The sequence below is a fragment of the Staphylococcus sp. GDX7P312P genome (assembly GCF_008385775.1).
In the GTDB taxonomy this organism is placed as follows: domain Bacteria; phylum Bacillota; class Bacilli; order Staphylococcales; family Staphylococcaceae; genus Staphylococcus; species Staphylococcus haemolyticus.
Genome location: NZ_VUKI01000049.1, coordinates 16,095 through 36,559, shown reverse-complemented (window position 1 = coordinate 36,559; position 20,465 = coordinate 16,095). Strand labels below are relative to the sequence as shown.

Annotated in this window: 22 protein-coding genes and 1 riboswitch; of the genes, 5 read left to right on the top strand and 17 right to left on the bottom strand. The window is 31.4% G+C overall.

Annotated elements, in window-relative coordinates:
• Positions 1-27: 27 nt before the first annotated feature.
• A complete protein-coding gene (gene cmk / locus F1592_RS11930; RefSeq protein ID WP_011275729.1) occupies positions 28-684 on the bottom strand; it encodes a (d)CMP kinase in 657 nt (218 codons plus the stop codon).
• A gap of 75 nt (positions 685-759) precedes the next feature.
• On the opposite strand from cmk, the gene F1592_RS11925 reads away from it, so the two are divergent.
• Positions 760-1,734: an asparaginase gene (locus F1592_RS11925; protein ID WP_053017260.1), complete on the top strand. Its 975-nt coding sequence runs from the start codon at positions 760-762 to the stop codon at positions 1,732-1,734.
• A 187-nt stretch (positions 1,735-1,921) separates the two neighbouring features.
• Here the strand turns inward: F1592_RS11925 and ypdA are convergent, their stop codons facing one another.
• The 4 genes from ypdA to F1592_RS11905 form a co-directional block, all read right to left on the bottom strand.
• Positions 1,922-2,908, bottom strand: coding sequence for a bacillithiol disulfide reductase YpdA (gene ypdA, locus F1592_RS11920; protein ID WP_053017261.1), 987 nt, complete (start codon positions 2,906-2,908; stop codon positions 1,922-1,924).
• Between the two features lie 161 nt (positions 2,909-3,069).
• Positions 3,070-4,689 carry an elastin-binding protein EbpS gene (ebpS, locus tag F1592_RS11915; RefSeq protein WP_267918352.1) on the bottom strand — a complete coding sequence of 540 codons (1,620 nt, stop codon included), beginning with the start codon at positions 4,687-4,689 and terminating at the stop codon, positions 3,070-3,072.
• 143 nt (positions 4,690-4,832) lie between these two features.
• Positions 4,833-6,212: a RecQ family ATP-dependent DNA helicase gene (locus F1592_RS11910; protein ID WP_149809829.1), complete on the bottom strand. Its 1,380-nt coding sequence runs from the start codon at positions 6,210-6,212 to the stop codon at positions 4,833-4,835.
• Positions 6,205-7,158, bottom strand: a complete 954-nt coding sequence (locus F1592_RS11905) for a YpbB family protein (RefSeq protein WP_053017272.1) — start codon at positions 7,156-7,158, stop codon at positions 6,205-6,207. The genes F1592_RS11910 and F1592_RS11905 overlap by 8 nt, the downstream gene beginning before the upstream one ends.
• Before the next feature lie 109 nt (positions 7,159-7,267).
• Here F1592_RS11905 and F1592_RS11900 point away from each other — a divergent pair, with 109 nt between their 5' ends.
• On the top strand, positions 7,268-7,516 hold the full coding sequence (locus F1592_RS11900) for a ferredoxin (protein WP_002449743.1): 249 nt from the start codon (positions 7,268-7,270) through the stop codon (positions 7,514-7,516).
• A 71-nt stretch (positions 7,517-7,587) separates the two neighbouring features.
• On the opposite strand, the gene F1592_RS11895 is transcribed toward F1592_RS11900, so the two are convergent.
• The 6 genes from F1592_RS11895 to F1592_RS11870 all read right to left on the bottom strand — a co-directional run bounded on the left by F1592_RS11895 (position 7,588) and on the right by F1592_RS11870 (position 13,218).
• Positions 7,588-8,139, bottom strand: coding sequence for an ECF transporter S component (locus tag F1592_RS11895; protein WP_053017276.1), 552 nt, complete (start codon positions 8,137-8,139; stop codon positions 7,588-7,590).
• A 64-nt stretch (positions 8,140-8,203) separates the two neighbouring features.
• Positions 8,204-8,330: riboswitch (FMN riboswitch) on the bottom strand.
• 276 nt (positions 8,331-8,606) lie between these two features.
• Complete coding sequence (locus F1592_RS11890; RefSeq protein WP_149809830.1) at positions 8,607-10,364, bottom strand: ATP-binding protein; 1,758 nt, start codon at positions 10,362-10,364, stop codon at positions 8,607-8,609.
• Entirely contained in the window at positions 10,345-11,070 is a 726-nt protein-coding gene (locus F1592_RS11885; RefSeq protein ID WP_037537040.1) for a response regulator, read from the bottom strand. Before F1592_RS11885 ends, F1592_RS11890 begins: the two co-directional genes overlap by 20 nt.
• 150 nt (positions 11,071-11,220) lie before the next feature.
• Entirely contained in the window at positions 11,221-11,958 is a 738-nt protein-coding gene (locus tag F1592_RS11880) for a pseudouridine synthase (protein WP_149809831.1), read from the bottom strand.
• Entirely contained in the window at positions 11,955-12,494 is a 540-nt protein-coding gene (gene scpB / locus F1592_RS11875; protein WP_037537039.1) for an SMC-Scp complex subunit ScpB, read from the bottom strand. The genes F1592_RS11880 and scpB overlap by 4 nt, the downstream gene beginning before the upstream one ends.
• On the bottom strand, positions 12,487-13,218 hold the full coding sequence (locus F1592_RS11870; RefSeq protein WP_037537038.1) for a segregation and condensation protein A: 732 nt from the start codon (positions 13,216-13,218) through the stop codon (positions 12,487-12,489). Before F1592_RS11870 ends, scpB begins: the two co-directional genes overlap by 8 nt.
• A gap of 93 nt (positions 13,219-13,311) precedes the next feature.
• Between F1592_RS11870 and F1592_RS11865 the strand changes: the two genes are divergently transcribed.
• Entirely contained in the window at positions 13,312-13,833 is a 522-nt protein-coding gene (locus tag F1592_RS11865; RefSeq protein WP_053017280.1) for a DUF309 domain-containing protein, read from the top strand.
• Positions 13,834-13,936: 103 nt separating this feature from the next.
• On the opposite strand, the gene xerD is transcribed toward F1592_RS11865, so the two are convergent.
• The 3 genes from xerD to F1592_RS11850 all read right to left on the bottom strand — a co-directional run bounded on the left by xerD (position 13,937) and on the right by F1592_RS11850 (position 16,017).
• A complete protein-coding gene (gene xerD, locus F1592_RS11860) occupies positions 13,937-14,824 on the bottom strand; it encodes a site-specific tyrosine recombinase XerD (protein WP_053017282.1) in 888 nt (295 codons plus the stop codon).
• A gap of 99 nt (positions 14,825-14,923) precedes the next feature.
• Complete coding sequence (fur, locus tag F1592_RS11855; protein ID WP_011275714.1) at positions 14,924-15,370, bottom strand: ferric iron uptake transcriptional regulator; 447 nt, start codon at positions 15,368-15,370, stop codon at positions 14,924-14,926.
• Between the two features lie 104 nt (positions 15,371-15,474).
• A complete protein-coding gene (locus tag F1592_RS11850; RefSeq protein ID WP_149809832.1) occupies positions 15,475-16,017 on the bottom strand; it encodes an NUDIX hydrolase in 543 nt (180 codons plus the stop codon).
• 81 nt (positions 16,018-16,098) lie between these two features.
• Between F1592_RS11850 and F1592_RS11845 the strand changes: the two genes are divergently transcribed.
• Entirely contained in the window at positions 16,099-17,007 is a 909-nt protein-coding gene (locus F1592_RS11845) for an aldo/keto reductase (protein WP_149809833.1), read from the top strand.
• 103 nt (positions 17,008-17,110) lie between these two features.
• On the opposite strand, the gene F1592_RS11840 is transcribed toward F1592_RS11845, so the two are convergent.
• On the bottom strand, positions 17,111-17,353 hold the full coding sequence (locus F1592_RS11840) for a hypothetical protein (RefSeq protein ID WP_037537033.1): 243 nt from the start codon (positions 17,351-17,353) through the stop codon (positions 17,111-17,113).
• 14 nt (positions 17,354-17,367) lie between these two features.
• A complete protein-coding gene (locus F1592_RS11835; RefSeq protein WP_053017286.1) occupies positions 17,368-18,123 on the bottom strand; it encodes an SDR family NAD(P)-dependent oxidoreductase in 756 nt (251 codons plus the stop codon).
• Positions 18,124-18,388: 265 nt separating this feature from the next.
• Here F1592_RS11835 and proC point away from each other — a divergent pair, with 265 nt between their 5' ends.
• Positions 18,389-19,204 (top strand): pyrroline-5-carboxylate reductase, encoded by an 816-nt coding sequence (gene proC, locus F1592_RS11830; protein WP_037537029.1) that lies wholly within the window; start codon positions 18,389-18,391, stop codon positions 19,202-19,204.
• 110 nt (positions 19,205-19,314) lie between these two features.
• On the opposite strand, the gene rnz is transcribed toward proC, so the two are convergent.
• Positions 19,315-20,235: a ribonuclease Z gene (rnz, locus tag F1592_RS11825; protein ID WP_053017289.1), complete on the bottom strand. Its 921-nt coding sequence runs from the start codon at positions 20,233-20,235 to the stop codon at positions 19,315-19,317.
• Positions 20,236-20,465 lie beyond the last annotated feature (230 nt).

The following is a 20,465-nucleotide window of genomic DNA, read 5'->3' as shown; positions in this document are numbered from 1 at the left end:
CCGATTTGACGTAGAGCCATTATTTATCTAAATATTGTTAACCAAAGTCATTATTTCTTCAGTTACTTCTTCAATCGTTTTACCAGTTGTATCCACTGTAACGGCGTCATCAGCTTTTTTTAAAGGTGAAATGTCCCGATTCATATCGTAATGATCTCTTTCTTCTATTTCTTTTTTTAATTGCGATAGTGTTGATGGGATACCTCTTTGTTCATTTTCTTTTTGACGTCTTTCAGCTCTTTCTTCAACTGAAGCGATCATGAACACTTTTAATTCTGCATCTGGTAATACTACTGTGCCAATATCTCGGCCATCCATAACAATTCCTTTTTTAGCTGCTAGATCTTTCTGCTTTTCAACTGCAAATGTTCTAACAGGTTCTTTAGAAGCAACATAAGATACATTTTGAGTTACATCATTTTCTCTTAAAAAATCAGTGACGTCTTGATTATCTAATAAAATTCGTTGTCCTTTACTTTTGTCATAGGTTAATTCCAACGTCGTTTGATTAACGAGTGTTTTAAAATCCTCTGGTTTATCATTTTGAAGATATTTATAAGTAATCGCACGGTACATTGCACCTGTATCAACGTAAATCATAGACAATTTACTAGCTACTTGTCGTGCAATAGTACTTTTACCTGCAGCTGCAGGACCATCCAAGGCAATATTTATTAAGTCCATATTATTTATCCTTCCTTGTTGTTTTATTTGTATTATTTTATCATAAATATGTAAATTAAAAATAGGAGGAACGAAATGAAAAGATTATTAGTTATACATACTGGTGGCACAATAAGTATGTCCCAAAACCAATTTAGTCAAGTAGTAACAAATGATGTGAATCCAATATCTCTTCATAGAGACATTATTGGCCAATACGCTAATGTTGATGAAATTCATCCATTTAACATTCCGTCTCCTCATATAACGATTCAAAATGTCGAGAAGTTGAGAAATATAATTATTGAAGCTAATGAGACAGATAAATATGATGGTTTTGTTGTTACACATGGTACTGATACTCTTGAAGAGACTGCATACCTTTTAGATTTATTATTAGACATTAGAAGTCCTGTTGTTATAACTGGTGCAATGAGATCTTCCAATGAAATTGGTTCCGATGGATTATATAATTTCATTTCATCAATTCGTGTAGCCTCTTCTAGTGATGCAAATGACAAAGGCGTTATGGTCGTATTCAATGATGAAATACATACTGCTAGAAATGTAACGAAGACGCATACTTCTAACATCAATACCTTCCAAAGTCCAAATCAAGGACCATTAGGAATATTAACTAAAGATAATGTTCAATTCTATAATCAACCTTATAAACAACAGTCATTTAAAATAATAAATTATCAGTTAAAAGTACCATTGATAAAAGCTTATATGGGCATGGAAAGTGACATATTTAATTTTTATGCGCAACAAAACGTAGATGGTATCGTCATTGAAGCTTTAGGCCAAGGAAATTTACCTCCAAGTTGCTTGAAAGGTGTCCAATCTTGTTTAAATAATAATATACCTATTGTGTTAGTTTCTAGATCTTTTAATGGGATTGTAAGTCCAGTATATGCCTATGAAGGTGGTGGCTTTCAATTAGCGAATAAAGGTTTAATATTTTCAAATGGATTAAATGGTCCTAAAGCAAGACTTAAGTTACTAATTGGCCTAAGTAATCAACTCAATATTGTAGAATTAAAAAATTATTTTGAAAAGCAAAATTAATTACAAGATTTTAGAAAAATAATGTGATTTAATGTGATTTAATTTGATTTGCTTGAGAAGTTACTACTTAATAATCTTTTTGTATCATATTAATTTATCTTCATAAGGATGATAAGAGCTGAGAAGACACTAATGTTGCGTCGTTCTCAGCTCTTATCAACTATACTGCTATTTTATACTTCTGTCCTTAACTTTCAAGTGGTGTTTGCTTTTTACTTAAAATACTCTGAGTAATAATCCCGCCATGATATTTACCATTTTCAATAAAGATTGCATTATTATCATTACCTGCAGCAATTACGCCAGCAATATAGCAATTCTCAACATTTGTCTCAAAAGTTTCTTTGTTATGAACTGGAGCAGTTCCATATTCATTTGTATTAATTTCAATTCCAATAGATTCTAAGAAGTCATAATCAGGGTGATACCCTATCATTGCAAATACATGATCATTAGGTATCTCTGTAACTTTACCGTTCTTTTCATAAATCACGCTATTCTCTGTTATTTCAGTAACGTTCGTATTGAACTCCATAGTGATTTTTTCATGATTAACTAATGATTCAAAATTTGGCAATATCCATGGTTTAATGGCAGCTGAATATCGATCACCTCTGTAAAGTACAGTTACATTTGCACCGGCTTTTTCTAATTCTAATGCTGCATCAACAGCAGAATTTTTACCACCTATGACAGTAACATCTAAATTAAAAAACGGGTGTGCTTCTTTAAAATAATGTTGTACTTTAGGAAGTTCTGCCCCTTTAACCTCTAACTTATTATGTTGACCATAATAACCGGTTGCAACAGTTAAAAATTTACACTCATAAACATCTTTAGTAGTTGTTATAGTGAATTTATTGTCAATTTTTTTGACAGTGAGTACTTCTTCAAATGCATGAACATTTAACTGATGATGTTTAACAACTTCTCTATAATATACTAGTGCTTGATTGCGTCGAGGTTTACTTTCTTCGACGATAAAAGGAATATCACCGATACTTAATTTATCACTAGATGAGAAAAATGTTTGGTGTGTTGGATATTTATATATAGCATCTACAACATTCCCTTTTTCGATGACTAATGTATCAATACCCTTTCTTTTTTGTTCAATAGCAGCACTTAAACCGCATGGGCCTCCGCCGATAATAATACTTTCTATGCTTTGCATGTCATTGGCCTCCTTTAATCACCCATATATTATAGCAGTTGTTTCGCTATTTCTAAATAGAATAGCACTCACAATATTTATATAAAATTAAAATTATATGTGCATTGAAACAAAAAAGACTGAAACAATTTTGTTTCAGTCTTTTTTGAATGATAACTAAGTTATTGTGGGATTATTAATTTTTGACCATTAGAAATGTTATTACTTGATAAGCCATTAGCTTGTTTAAGTTTATTTACATTTTCAACAGTACCTTCTCCGTAGTATTGAATAGCGATACGGTATAAGTTTTCATTACCTGATACTACGTGAGTTTGTTGTCCTGAATTAGAACTATTTGATTGATTATTATTACTGTTACTTTGACTGCTACTGTTTGAAGTAGCTTGAGAGTTACCATTGTTATTGTCACTATTTGAGTTACTAGCATTATTATCTGATGATGAACTGTTATCAGATGAGTTTGATGAAGTACTATTATCTGAAGTGCTACTATTATCATCACTTGAATTACTAGATGATTCATTGTCTGTTGTAGCTTTGTCATTTGAGTCGTCATCATTAGTTGCTTTGTCTTTATCTTTGTCACTGCTTGCTTTGTCTTTGTCGTTATCATTACTAGCTTTGTCTTTACTATCTTTGTTAGCAGTTTGTTCTGTTTTGTTATCTGCTTGGTTGCTGTCTTTTTTATCGTTGTTTAAATACATTCCAATAAAGATAGCAAGTGCCGCTAGAATAAGTAATAAAGCGATAAGTGGAAGTAAAATACCAGCTAGACCACGTTTCTTTTTACCATTGTGAGCTTGGAATCCATCATTACCATCGTCATGTTTATGATTTCTATGATCGTCTTGATGATCTCTGTTATGGCTATGATTATCTTTATGGTTTTGATTATTATTTTTATGGTCTTTTTTATGTTTTGCAGCTGCTACTCCAGCTGCGCCAGCCGCACCAGCTGCACCGGCACCAACTGCTGCTTTTTTACCTTTATTACCTTTTTTTGGTTCTTCTTTAGAATGGTTATCTTTGGTGTCACGATGGTCGTCATGAAGGTCTTTATCATGTTTTCTGTTGTTATCATATTGATTATCGTTATTTAAATCATAATCATCTTTATGTTCGTTGTATTTTGAGTCATGATGTGCATCTTTTTTACGTTTGTCTTTTGCAGCTTTAGCACCAGCAGCTCCAGCGACTCCAGCACCTCCAGCTATTGCAGCGTCTTTGCCATGTCGAGACTTATTGTTTTGTTGATCTTTAAGATTTCGATTATCTTGACGTTCATCGATACTTTCTTCACGATTACGACGATGACGATCATCATCATTCAAACTATCATTATCATAGTCTTTATCATGTTTTCTATTTGATGCTTCATGACGATTATTTCTACGTGAAGCATCATCATTAAAGTCTCTATCTAAAGAACGTTTGTCATCCTTATGTATTGGCTCGTTATCTAGATGCTCTTCTTGCTGATTGTGTTGTAACTCATTGAAAGAGTCTTCATCGTGTCGATCATCAAGTGAACCATTAGCATTTGAATCAGAATTTTGATTATCAAATTTTCTGTTTTTATTAGTAGCTTGGTTACGTCTTCTTTGACGTCTTTGTGCGTTTCTAGGTGGGAATTGTTGGTCTGATTGATTATCAAAATCATTGGACTCATTTGAATTTTCATCAAACTCGTTTGTATTATCTTCGAATTGATCATCAGAATTAATAGACTGACGATTTTTTTCGAAATCATCTCTAAAATTATTTTTAGACACGGTCATCATCCTCTCTTAAATAATTATTTAAATATCACATACCATATACCCCACAAAGAGTGAAATATGTATAGTATTTAAATATTTCTTGAAAAACTTTAAGTATTATAATTATATCCTCTTAAAATAAATTTAGTAAAGAAAAGCAACTATACTTTAAATAAATATTTTAACTTTTCAGTATAACTTAATTTTCTTTTAACTTTTTTTCTATTGGTAACTTTTATAGGCATCAAATTAGAATCTATATCACAACATTGCTGAGGTTGAGTTGGAATATCACCAAAAAATTCTAATAAATAACGACGTCTACATTGATCTAGGGATGTATAACCAATCATTCTTTGATAACCTAATTTTTTTCGAATTAATGAATTGTTAAAAATTGTTTTGAGTACGTTGGATGAATATCTTTGACTCAATATGGTTAGTATTTCTTGCTTTTGAGGAGGTAAAAAAGCTCCTATATCAAAAGCATCGATGTCTTCAGTAGTTATCACATCACTAAACAATAATGTCTCTAATATATAGCTATCGTCTGGCTGATATAGACTAATCACTTGGCATTGCAAATTATCTCTCCCGGCTCTACCAATTTCTTGTAAGTAATTTGAAGGACTTGTTGATAAATGAAAATGGATGACTGTTCTAATGTCTTTTTTATTAACACCCATGCCAAAAGCACTAGTAGCCACGATAATGGGTATAAAGTTCTCCATAAATTGATTTTGTACAGTATGTCGTTCTTGATAAGACAAATCACCATGATAAATACCGGTTAAATAACCGTGGTGGTATATCATATTGGCTAATTCTAGACAGACCTTTTTAGATGAAACATAAATAATAGTTGGACCAGATTGCTCTAAAAAGTTTAACAGCCACTTAATTTTATCACCATCATTTTCAAAATTGAGGTGAGTAAAAGATATATTCTCTCGATTCATAGAAGTCTTAATTACATTTAATTTTCTAGATAAGATAAGATTTAAATCATTTTCTAAATGAGGTGGTGCTGTAGCTGTTAAAGCCAGTATCGATGCATTTTTATAATGAGATGTTATCTCCCCTATTAATGCATAATGAGGACGGAAATCATAACCCCATTCAGATAGACAATGAGCCTCATCAAGTACAATTAATCCAAAGTCAATATTCCTAATTAATTTAAAGTTTTGTGTTTGTAAAATAAATTCTGGACTTAAAAAAACAAAGCGACTTTTGTGTAATGAATTTATGTTTTGTTGTTTTTCATTTTCATCCATGCCTGAATGAATAGAAGTAACAAATTTCTCACCTTGAGCTTTCAATTGCATCACTTGGTCATCCATAAGAGAAATTAAGGGAGATATTATTAATGTTGGCTTTCCTTTCATATAGGTTGGCATTTGGTAACATAAGCTTTTACCACTCCCCGTAGGAAGAATACCTAGAGTATCTTTCTTACTAACTACACTTTCGATTATTTCTTTTTGACCAGGATTAAATGATGAGAATCCGAACCATTCTTTCAATTTTTCTTCAAGCACTCAATTCACCTCTTTCAATACCGACTATTAACAATTTAATTTGAAAATAAGATAAATGATCAAATTCTTCTTTATATAATTTTAATTTATGTCCTCTATTTTGATCATAGAATGCTATAAATTCACTTGTTTGTGGTCCATTAACAAAGGTTTGATATTCTGAAAAATATCCTTTTATAAATAATTCAAGAACGTGATCTTCGATTGTGTTAATTTTAACATTTTGGGTCACTGCAGCCTCATCCATAGAAAGACCTTTGAGTAATTGATGATACGTAATTGTCGTTTTATTTAACAAAGTCGGTAGTATGATTGTTTGAGTTAATATAGGAAATTGTTTATCGTTTTCTAATGCAAACATCATTTGCACTAAATTATTGAGTTCAAGTACAAATAACTTAGTTACAGGTATATCTTCTATTAACGAAACCTGCTGTCGCGTATACATAGGTTCTTCATAACCTTGTAGGTAATAATGGATTAAACAGTTGTTACTACATTTTTCATCAATAAAATGAAAGAGTTGCTCGATTTCTTTTTCAAAATCATCAACTAAATTTTGTTCCAGTATTTTTGAATAGATTTGTTTTACTCTACTTTGAACAGTTATTTGTTGTGTAATTGGTATAAAGTTTAAGTGGTTGTTTTTAAAATGAGTTATAGTTTGGATTAGTAATTGAATACAACTAAAAGTTTGGATCATACTATCGTATGTATATCTTGGATGTATTGTAATGTCAGTATTTTGATTATCATAGGTATCTAAAAATCGCTCAAAAGACGGATATTTTAATTTAGGTAAACTATGATATAATGATAAAAGTTGTTGGGAACATGCATCAAAAAATGTTTGATGTGATTTTTTTCCATTCAAAATATTATAAATACTTTTGTTGGTTTTATAATCGAATGAATGATTTGATGCATATGTAATAATTGAATGCATTAATGAATCCTCACTTTATATAACTAATAGAATAGTAAATAAATTAATCGAAGTGTTATTTAACATTTGTTATACTAGTGTAGCATTTTTATCAAAGGAGGCGAAGAATTTGGCAAAGTATACAATCGTTGATATGGATACATGTATTGCTTGTGGAGCATGTGGTGCTGCTGCACCTGACATTTACGATTATGACGACGAAGGTATTGCTTTCGTAATCCTTGATGATAATCAAGGTACTGCAGAAGTACCAGAAGAATTATACGAAGATATGGAAGATGCGCTTGAAGGTTGTCCGACTGATTCAATTAAGATTGAAGAAGAACCATTTGATGGTGATGCTCTTAAATTTGAATAGTCACATATTATGAGTGAATTAATAATGAAACCTCCTAATGTTGAATAATGAGTTCAACATTAGGAGGTTTTTTATGATAATACGCGTTTTAATCTTCTGTATAAAAGCGCAAATATAATTGAAATCACGATACCTTTTATAATATTGAAAGGTATAACACCTGATAAAATGATAATTTTTAGATTGTTAAAGACATCACCTAAATTAAAAATCATTCCATATAATGGAAGTAAAACAAAGTAATTCAGTATACTAAGTACGATAGTCATCACTATAGTACCTATTGCTAGCCCCACAACCAATGAACGTGGTTTATCACCGTGACGGCCCTGACGCTTAGTTACATAATAAGCGGATAACAAGAAACTAACACCTGCTAAAAAATTGGCAACTGGACCAACCGGATCTCCCATATTGAATAAAAAATTAAGTATATTTTTGATAAGTGCTACTAAAATACCAGCAACGGGACCTAAAAGAAATGTTGCTAATAAAGATGGAACATCACTAAAGTCTAATGTTAAGTATGGTGGTAAAAAAGGTAGCGGAAATTTAATGAATGTTAAAATAAACGCTATGGCACTTAACATGCTAATAGTGATAAGACGTTTGTTTTGTTGCATATTTAATTTTCTCCTTCCATTCATCTTACATAGAATAGGAGATAATTTTGCACAACAAAAAAACCTCCATCTTCTCCCATCCAGACTATACTGTCGGCTTCAGATTTCCACTGAATCAGCCACTTCAAAGAAGCGGGTCGCAGGCTTAATTTACTGCCGGTTGGGAATTGCACCCTACCCCGAAGATGAATTATATAATTGATTAATTTAATTTTTATATTACCTTATGTGAAAGCATTGCGCAATAATGGTGCTTAGACTTATTTAAAAAAGAGCAATGGGAGTGGGACAGAATTCTTTTTTAAATTCGTGGTCCCACCCCCGCAAGGATGACTAGAACTGAAAAAAGCTTGATTTAAGCGCATTTTCAGTTCAGTAAGCTACTGCGAATTTGCAAAATAGCATCATCATATTATTTATGTCCCAGGCTCTTGCTCTTAGATAAAATAAATATATTAATAGGCATATTAATTTTTAGGCTTTGGTAACTTAATTATGAATGTTGTACCTTTGTTTACTTCACTTTCAACTTTAATAGTACCACCATGTTCTTCGATTATCATTTTACATATAAATAGTCCTAAACCAGTTCCCTGTTTACCTCTAGTTCTTGAAGCCTCTACTTTATAAAATCTGTCGAATACGAGTTCAAGATGCTCTGGAGATATGCCACTCCCAGTATCTTTAATGTACAACGTTTGAGAGGAATCATCCGTAGTTGTTGTAATTGATATTGAATCACCTGGTTGAGTATAACGTGTGGCATTGTCAATTAAATTTGTTAGAACTTGGTCTATGCGATCGGCATCGTATTCCCACAATTCATCACCGATGTTTGGTTCTAATGACATATTTAATTCTAAATTCTCAGCCTGTTGTCTATATTTCATTTGCATTTTAGATAGTAAAGGTTTAATAGGTTGTTTTTCTTTATTAACAGTTAAACCCTCTGCATCCATGCGAGCCACATTTAATAATTCATTTACTAATCGATTTAAACGTTTCGTTTCATCTAATACAATTGATAAAGAATCTCGAATTTCTTCTGGTTCAGTGACAATACCATCTACAATTGATTCAGTGTAACCTTGTAATAACGAAATAGGTGTACGTAATTCATGTGAAACATTGGCAATGAAATCTTTCTTCATCTGATCTAAATTATGTTCATTAGTCATATCTCTTATAATGACTACAATTCCACTACGGCCATCTTGTTGAATTCTCTCTACATAACTCATGATTATGACGTAATATTTGTTGTTAATCTCATATTCTTGGAATTCGGTGTCTTTTGAAACAAATGTAGTTTCAATTTGCTTTTCAATTTCTTTATATACAGTTTTGTCTATTGATTTAATAATATCGTCAGCCATTTTATTTGAAAGAATAACTTCCCTCTTATCATTTAAACCCAATACACCTTCAATCATAGAATTAATCAAACTATCTCTTATATTTTTTTGAGTTGAAAGTGCTTCTATATTCTCTTGTATTTCAGAACTCATATTATTAAATGTATGTGATAATTCGCCTATCTCATCTTTAGTTGAAACACTTGTCTGTTTTGAATAATCACCTTTAGAAATATTAATAGCTTGAGTTCTAAGTTGTCGTAAAGGTTTAGTAATTCTATTTGATAAAAAGAATGCAAATATTGTTGAAACAGCGATAAATATAATGGCGGTGATTAAAATGATAATGGTAATTGCATTATTAGTATCTTCAATAGACTTTAAATCTTGATAAATGAATACTGCACTATATTTTGAATTTGCATTTTCTTGCGCTTTCATAGGATAGCCTAACAAAATATAGGAATGGGAATTACCGTTATTACTTATTGTTATATTTTGAGTGGTAGACTTTCCTTGAGAGAAGACGCGTTGGAATTGCGAATTCTTGTGTATCTCTTCAAGCATTTTGTCTTTAGTATTGCTATTTGAACTTTTAATACTTGAAGACTTATTAGCCATTATAATAACGCCACCTGATCCATCTATTAATTGTTGGCTGTGTTTTATGGCTAAAGTTTTATTATCAGCTTGTTCAACTAAGTGGCTGATTCTAGACGCATCTTCTCTTATAGCATTTTCAGTTTGCTGTGTGTAGTAGTATTGTATAAAAGTAATTAATGCCGCGCTTAATAAAATTAAAACTGTCGTTACTATGAAAAGTATAGTTAACCACAGTTTTATTACCACACTATTTAGTCGGTTCGTCATTAGACTTTACCTCGAATTTGTAACCAACACCCCAAACAGTTTGAATCATATGTGCAGCATCTTCTGATACACGATTTAGTTTCTCACGCAGGCGTTTAACATGAGTGTCTACTGTTCTTAAATCTCCATAAAATTCATAATGCCATACTTCTTTTAAAAGTTGTTCACGATCAAACACTTTATTAGGCGTCTTAGCTAAATAAATAAGTAATTCGTACTCTTTTGGAGTTAAATTAACTTGTTGGTTATCTGCTAATACACGATGCGCGTCATTATCAATAATTAAATGATTAAATTCAATAACATCTCTTGCATGAGGTTCACTTTGTTCAGGTTTAGAAGATTGCGTTCTACGTAATAATGCTTTTACTCTTAGAACAACCTCTCTTGGTGAGAATGGTTTGACGATATAATCATCTGCGCCAGACTCAAATCCTTCTACCCTATTTGTTTCTTCGCCTTTAGCTGTAAGCATAATTATAGGTGTGTCTTTATGTTCGCGTAACTTAGATGCTACTTCAATACCATCCATTTCTGGTAACATCAAGTCTAAAAGTATGCACGCATAGTCATTTTCTATAGCAAGATTATAAGCTTCTTTGCCATCACTTGCTTCATGAATCGTAAACGATTCTCTCTCTAGGTATAGTTTTAATAATCTTCTGATTCTATCCTCATCGTCTACAATTAATATTTCGTTTGTCATTTTGTTTATACCTCCTACACATGCTCAATTCACTCATTATTATAGCATACAGCATGATTGAAAGCTTTACTTAAAAGTTAACTTTGTGAAAAAATAGCAAGAGAAATTAAATGATATTAATTTCTCTTGCTATTGTAAAATATACTTCATTTATTTTCCATTTTCTGCCATATGTCTTAGTACTTTAACTTCATGAGGTGTCAGTACTCTGCCCTCACCTGCATTTAATCCTTTAAGATTCAAGTTGCCGAACTCCATTCTTGTTAATTTATCAACTTGATGTCCAAAATGCTCGAACATACGACGAACTTGTCGATTTCGTCCTTCACTAATAGTGATTTCTACAAGTGTAATATTTTTATCTTTATCTTGCTTTTTTACTTTGACTTGAGCTGGTTGAGTAAAACCATCTTCAAGTTCAATCCCATTTTCTAAAGCTTTAACTTCTTCTCTCATGAGGTAACCTTTTAATTTAGCCACATATTTTTTTTGAATATGATATCTTGGATGAGTCATTAAGTTTGTAAATTCGCCATCATTAGTAAGTAACAATAATCCTGATGTATCATAATCTAATCTACCAACAGGATAAATTCTTGTCTCTAAATCTTTAAAGTAGTCAGTAACCACAGTTCGTCCTCTATCGTCAGACACACTTGTTATAACTTGAGTTGGTTTATAGAACAAAATATACATTTTGTCTTCTTGTTCAATTTTAATCCCTTCAACCTCAACTGTATCAGAACTTTTTACTTTAGTACCTAATTCAGTTACGGTTTGCCCGTTAACTTTAACTTTGCCTTCGGTAATTAAAGTTTCAGCTTTTCTGCGTGATGTGTATCCACTATTAGCAATTCGTTTTTGAAGCCTTTCTAATTCTTTACTCATTTTGTATCTCCTTTTTGATTTACTAAATTACTAAAGAAATCTTCCATTTCTTCTTCATCTTCTTCAGTTGTTGGTAAATCTTCAATTTTTTCTATTCCAAATACATTTAAAAACAAATCCGTTGTTTGTAAAGCATGACTACGAGAATTTTCTACATCTTTAGCTTCAATTAATCCACGCGCAATTAATGTTCTAACTGCTCCATCAGAATTAATTCCTCTAATTAATTCTATGTCACTACGACTCAATGGCTGATTATATGCAATAATTGATAATGTTTCCATTGCAGCTTGAGATAACTTCATATTAGATTTTTGTTCAATTAATTGTTCAATATAAGGTGAAGCTTCTTTTTTTGAAGTTAAAATATATGTTGAACCAAATTTTTGAATTATTAAACCACTAGAGGTGTATGATGAAATTATTTCAGATAATTTAGCTTGATTAATTTCGAGAATTTCTAATAATTGCTTTTCGTCAAGCCCTTCATCCCCAGCTGTGTACAGTAATGCTTCTATGATTCCGTGTTTATCCAATATTAAAATTCACTCCTCTAATGATACGTATATCATCAAAACTTCTAACTTGTTCTATGTTGATTACTCCTGATTTAGACATCTCCAATATAGCTAAAAAGTGAGTAACCACCTGTTCTATTGGCTCGCTAAAAGTAAATAAACTGAAGAAGTTAAAAGAAGTATGATGCTTTAATTGTGTCGTTACCTTTTCAGTAGCTTGTTGAATAGTGAAACTTTCTTTAATTATTTCAACTGTCTTAGGCTTACTAAGAGCTAATCTGCTTTTAACACGTTGATAAGCAACAATTAAATCCGTTAAATCTAAGGTTTGGCTTTCATCCCATGTGACGTTTTTCTCAAGATGGGATAAGTCAGTTGGGTGTTTAGTAAAATAGTGCTCTCGCTCTTCTTTTTTCTCAGTTAACAATTGTGTGTATTCTTTATAATTTTGATATTCAATTAATCGACCTACCAAATCTTCACGTGGATCTTCTTCAAGGTTATCGTCTACATCATGTTGAGGGAGTAATAATTTACTTTTTATCATTAATAGCTCTGAAGCCATAACTAAATATTCACTAGCTACATTAATTTCTAGTTGCTTCATAGCATGGACATATTGCATATATTGCTCTGTTAATGATTTCATTGGTATATCATAAATATCAATTTCATATTTTTGAATTAAGTGGAGTAGCAAATCTAATGGGCCATTAAAGGCATCTAATTTTACTTCATACATATTAATCGTCCTCATATTGAATCTCTATCGTGCATAATTTACTAAAATATTATAGCATGAATAATACAAACATTAAATTAAGGATGAGATGGATTGGACAAAGCCCTAATCGATTTTTATTATTATTTTCACAAACACCAACATTATTTCTTATGTCATGATATTTTGGAAGAAGCATGGAAATCAAATATAAATTTTTCTAAAAAGGATGGCATAGTGAGTTTAATTTTATTTTCAACTGCTATGTACCATTATAGAAGAGGTAATACAAAAGGTGCACTTGTAACTTTGAAAAAGTCATTGGGCACTTTTGAAAAAGCAAATGATAAAACGTTGTTGCAACTTAATGAGCAAGATTTTAAAACATTAATTTTAAGTCAAATTAAATCCATTGAAGATTCAAAATCTTTTAAACCTGTATACATACCGGTAAATAATATTTTTGAAAAACAGATTATTAATACTTATCCAGATTACAAATTTACAACACATTTAACTCAAGATGAATATATAGTTAATCATCATATAAAACGAGATAGAAGTGATGTAATCAGTGCAAGACATCAAGCGATGATTGAAAAACAAAATATTAGGAGTGGAAAGGATTTAAAATAAAATGTAGAGTAGCTCGACTTACATTAATTATAAAATATTTTTTTGGAAACTTTTATGAAAGTACTCTTAATCCACTCCCAATTTAAGAGTATTTATTTGTGGTCTAGGCTCTCGGATGAAATTGGTTATACATCTGTCTGATTTGAGTTTTAGAAACATGTGTATATAACTGAGTAGTAGAAATATCAGAATGACCTAACATCTCCTGAACTGCTCGTAAATCTGCGCCATTTTCTAATAAATGTGTAGCAAACGAGTGTCTTAATGTGTGTGGGGTCAAAGTTTTAGTAATATTCGCTCTTAAACCATATTGTTTAATTAGCTTCCATATACCTTGACGTGTCAAAGGTCGACCATGCAAGTTCAAAAACAGTACATTCGTTACCGTTTTTTTAAGTAATTGAGGTCTAACAGTATTGATATAAGTATCTAAATATTCAATGACAGTGTCACCTAATGGAATGATTCTCTCTTTGTTCCCTTTACCGAAAACTTTAACAAATCCCATAATTAAGTTGACATCTTCTATCTCGATTTTTATTAATTCAGTAACACGCATGCCTGTTGCGTATAATAACTCTAAAATTGTACGATCGCGATACCCATTATTTTTAGTTAAATCCGGTGTTTCTAGTAACTGAATTACTTCTTCAACATCTAAAACATCTGGAAGTTTTTTCTCGTACTTAGGCGTTTCAATTAAAACGGTGGGATCTTTAGCAGCATATTTTTCGCGTAGAGCAAATTGATGAAAACTACGTATTGTTGAAATAAATCTTGCAATGGATTTTGCGGAAGCGCCTTGATCTATTAGAGAACCAAGGCATTCTTGTATTGTTTGTCTATCTATAAAATCAATATGAGCAATTTTTTGTTCTTGCATATATAATTGATATTTTTTCAAATCTCTGCGATAAGCGCCAATCGTATTTTCACTTAACCCTTTTTCAATTTGTATAAATTTTAAATATTCCTCGATAATTGTTTCCATGACAACACCTCTATTTGAATAAACTCAAATCATTTTTATGTAATAGTATTAAGAAAGACTAAGACAATGATTTAAAATTGTCCTAGCCTATTAGTTAATCTATTTTCCTTTAGCTTGGCATTCAGCGCAAACGCCGTGAAAAGTTAATCTGTGATCAAGAATTTTGAAGTTATATTCTGTTTCTACTCTTTCTTCAACTTGAGGTAATAAGTCTTCATGAATTTCATCAACTTTACCACATTCCATACACACTAAATGGTGATGGAAGTGTTTAGCGCCCTCTTTTCTTAAATCAAAGCGTGCAACACCATCACCAAAATTAATTTTGTCAACTACTTTTATTTCAGCTAAAAGTTCTAAAGTTCTATAAACAGTGGCTAGTCCAATTTCAGGTGCTTTGTCTTTCACTTTTAAATATACATCTTCCGCGCTTAGGTGATCCTTTTCATTTTCAATTAGAACTCGTACTGTGGCTTCTCTTTGTGGTGTTAATTTATATGAAGATTGTTGTAATTGTTGTTTAACTCGATTTAATCGTTCTTCCATGGGAGCGACACTCCTCTATCAATAATTATAATCATTTTAAATTGAAAATATTTCAATTACTAAATTACCAATATTTTCAATTAAATGCAAGAGATTTACAGCACTTAATTAGAATGATTATAATTTAATAATATATATTGTAAACCAATTATGGTTTTAGCATCTTCTATTTCATGATTATCAAGCAATGCTTTTATATCTGAAATCGGTACTTTATGCAATTCAACAAACTCATCTTCATCTAGGTTGAGTTGCCCTTCGCTTAGATTATTGCTGAAGTATATAGTGAGTTTTTCATTAGTAAATCCAGGACAACCATACATGTCTGTTATAAATTCTAAATTATTTGCCACATAACCTGTTTCTTCTTCTAATTCTCGTTTGGCAGCCTCTTCACGAACTTCATCTTGTTCTAATTTTCCAGCGGGTATTTCTAACAAAGCTTTTTCAACTGGTTTACGAAATTGCTTAACAAGTAATACTTCGTCATTAGGCGTTATTGCACAGACTGCCACTGCACCGTTATGGTAGACTAATTCCCTTCTAGATATATTGCCATCAGGCAACTCCACATCATGAATTTCTAAATCTATAATTTTGCCATTATAAATTACTGTTCTATCAAACGTCTTTTCATTAAATTCCATTAAATTCACGTCCCTTTTAATTCATTATATAAATTGGTAAGATGAATGCGTTACCTAAAGTGTATCGAAAGGAGATTGGACATGCAAAAGAATATTTTAAAGAGTGGCATCGAAATTTCAGAATTAGGGTTAGGTTGTATGAGTTTAGGTACAGAGTATGCTAATGCTGAACCTATCATTGAAAAAGCGATCGAAAGTGGTATCACTTATTTTGATACTGCTGATATTTATGATAGAGGTACTAATGAAGAAATTGTGGGCAAAGCTTTAAAAAAATATCAAAATCGTGAAGATATTGTAATTGGAACAAAAGTTGGAAATCGCCCTACTGAAGATGGAGGTACAACATGGGACCCTTCTAAGAAATATATTAAAGAAAGTGTAAAGGGATCATTAAAACGATTAGGACTAGATCATATAGATCTATATCAATTGCATGGTGGTACAATAGATGATCCATTGGATGAAACGATTAGTGCATTTAATGAATTAAAGCAAGAAGGTATCATTAAGGCATATGGTATTTCTTCAATACGCCCAAATGTTATTGATTATTATTTAAAACATAGTGAAATCGAGACAATTATGTCGCAATTTAATTTAATTGATAATCGTCCAGAACAATTATTGAATGACATCCATGCGAAAGGCGTTAAAGTATTAGCACGCGGACCCGTATTTAAAGGTTTGTTAACTTCCAATAGTATTGATGCTTTAGATCATAAATTTAGTGAGGGCATTTTTGATTATACACATCATGATTTAGGAGAAACGATTGCTTCTGTTAAAGAAATAGAAAGTAATCTTAGTGCGTTATCTTTTGAATATTTAAAATCTCATGATGCACTTGGCGCAATTATCGTTGGCGCTAGTTCGCCAAAACAATTAGAAGAAAACGTTAATAATTACAATAAAAAAGTAAGTCTTAATCAAGTGAAAGCAGCTCGAGAAAGAGTTAAGAACTTAGAATATACTCAACATTTAAAATAGATAACATGCTTAATTAATTTTTAAATAATGACTTAGGTGTTAGGGACAATAAATTAAAAACTTGTCCTAAACACCTTTTTGTTTCAATTTAAATTGATTTTATTTAATATTGCTTTAAATATCTATGTTTATCATGTTCACTTTCTTCTTTAATAACTACATTCATGATTTCCCCTCTTAATATTAGCTCATGAAATTTGAAATCTATAAATGATTGTTCGGCAGAATCTAATGAATCATAATAGTCTTGTCCTAATAAATCTGTAATAGTAAAAATTGATTGTGGTGATAATGTATTCACATTCTCAATACATTGTTTGACGTCTCGATTCACACAACATAACATACAATCACTCCTATTTACTGTTTGTTTTTAAATAAAAATGGAAAAAGCGATTCAAGAAATCTAGGGCATAATTGATAAAATTTTAAAGCGGAGTGCATCCATTTAGGTTGATTGATTTCACATTTACGTTTAATAATACCGTCAATAATATCTTTAGCTAATAGTGTTGGATCCAACATCATTGCGTCATACTTGTGTGCATATGCGAGACTTGGGTCTGCTTTTTCGTGAAAAGGCGTTCGAACAGGTCCGGGATTAACTGACATGACATGGTAAGATGGATGTTCTAAACGAAGTGCATTCAGAACTGCATTAAAAGCCACTTTAGATGCACCATAATGAGCCGCATTTGCCTGTGTGATGAATGCTGCTTGACTCGAAATTCCTACAATACTCGCATGTTTGGATAAATATGGCAGTAAGGCATGCAGTAATAAATTAAAACCGATGATATTAACTTCGTAAGTTTCTAACATTTCATTAGTGGAATGTTGACTTATCGATTTAAAATACCCAAGGCCAGCACTATAAATTATACCGTCAATTTGCGTATCGATATATTGTGGTAACATGCTAATAGCATTTTTATCTTGCAAATCACAAGTTAGCATTTGTACTCTCTTTTCAAATGGTTTGAAATTGATTTGTTTATATTTTTCTTTGTTCCTAGCAAGAATTGTAACATGAGCCCCTTTTTTGATAAGTTGCTTAGTGATTTCAAGCCCCAATCCACTAGTGCCTCCAGTAACGATATAATGTTTACCTAACATAGTAATACCCTCTTTAATTATGATTAAGATTATGATAACTTAAATCATTTCATACATAAAGTTATTAATTGATATAAAAGAAGTGCACAGGGACCACCTGAGCTAAAGCTCATGTGTATAGTAGCACTAACTTTTATAAAAAGAAGTGCACAGGGACCACCTGAGCTAAAGCTCATGCGTATAGTAGCACTAACTTTTATAAAAAGAAGTGCTACTTATATGTTACTATGGTTTTATAAATTAAAGAGTGAGGATGATGTTGTCAATGAAATTAGTATTTTATGGTGCAGGAAATATGGCACAAGCAATCTTCAAAGGTATAATTAATTCAAAAAAATTAAAGTCACATGATATTTACTTAACGAATAAATCGAATGAAGAAGCGTTAAAAAATTTCGCTGAGGAATTAGGTGTTGAATACAGCTACGATGATGAAAAATTATTACAAGACGCAGATTATGTCTTTTTAGGTTCTAAACCTTATGATTTCGAAAAAGTAGCACAAAGAATTCAACCATACATCAATGAAAACAATCGCTTTATTTCTATTATGGCTGGTTTACCTATCAATTATATTCAGGAACAATTACATGTTGAAAATCCTATCGCTCGAATTATGCCTAATACAAATGCACAAGTTGGTCATTCTGTAACAGGTATCAGCTTTTCAGGAAATTTTGGACCTAAATCAAAAGAAGAGGTTATCGATTTAGTAAATGCTTTTGGTTCAGTAATTGAGGTGGATGAAGACCACTTACATCAAGTAACTGCGATTACAGGAAGCGGTCCTGCATTTTTATATCATGTCTTTGAACAATATGTTAAAGCAGGTACAGATTTAGGTCTTGAGAAGGATCAAGTCGAAGAATCAATTAAAAATTTAATTATTGGTACAAGTAAGATGATTGAAAGATCAGATTTAAGTATGGAACAGTTGCGTAAAAATATTACTTCTAAAGGCGGAACAACTCAAGCGGGTTTAAATGCACTAGCTCAACATGATATTGAAGCAATATTTAAGGATTGTTTGAATGCGGCAGTTCATCGTAGCGTTGAATTATCTAAAAATGAAGATAATTAATTTCACTGTAAAAGACTAGGATAATGATTTCTATATGAATTCTATATCCTAGTCTTTTACTTTGTAATTTTAATTATACTTATTTTAAAAAGTTAAAGTATTAGTAGTATTTAAATTTTAAACGTATCAAAATCTTTAACAAATTCAAAATTTGGAACGTCTTCATGTGTCTTTAATTGTTGTTTAATAAGTTGAATATTCTCGTGATTATAGCGATTACTTAAATGTGTGATTAAGCTTCTTTTTACATTAGCTTGTTTTATTAATTCAAAAACATCTTCAATATGACTATGGTGATAATTATTTGCTAATGTTTTTTCGCCTTCAATGTATGTAGCTTCATGAATCATTACATCAGAATCTTTAGCAATGCTCAATTCCGACTGACATGGTTTTGTATCACCAAAGATGGATATAATTGGTCCGGGTTTAGCTGGCCCTTTGAAATCATCCGAATTATATACTTGTCCTTCATGTTCAAAATTATCGTAAGATTTTACTTCTTGATATTTTGGTCCAGGATATAAACCAATTGATTTAAGTGCCTCAACATCAATTGTTCCTGGTGTTGTCGGAGATTCAATGCGATAACCATAAGAAGGGATACCATGATTTAACAAATGTGCACTAATTGAGAATCCTTTATGATGATATGTGAAATGATTATCAATTTCTATATAAGTAATCGGATAGTTTAGGTGAGATTCAGATAATCTTAGAGTAGTCTCAATAAATTGTTGTAAACCTCTAGGACCAATAACTGTCAGTGGTTTGTTTTCTCCACCTTGAAAAGAACGGCTTGTTAGTAGTCCAGGCAATCCAAAAATATGATCTCCGTGCATATGCGTTATAAAAATATGGTCAACTTTTCCTAGCTTAATTGAATGATGTAATATTTGATGTTGTGTGCCCTCTCCGACATCAAATAGCCATATACTATTCGAAAAAGGCTCAAGGTTTAAAGCTATAGCTTGAGTATTTCTCTCTTTAGTAGGTAACCCAGCACTTGTTCCGAAGAATGTAACTTCCATGCATATGCCTCCTTTTCCTTCAATATATTTTATCATATGTGGTTATTTTTGCTATAAAAAGACATAAAATAAATGCATAAGATACATTTTGAGTTATAATGATATTAAATTGTGCATCATTCCATTATATAAGTGCCCTAGCAAAATAAGAAAATTAGGCAAATCAGTTTGAAGCGGTGCAAATATAATTTATAATAATACAATCATAGTATTAATAGAATTGAGGTTTT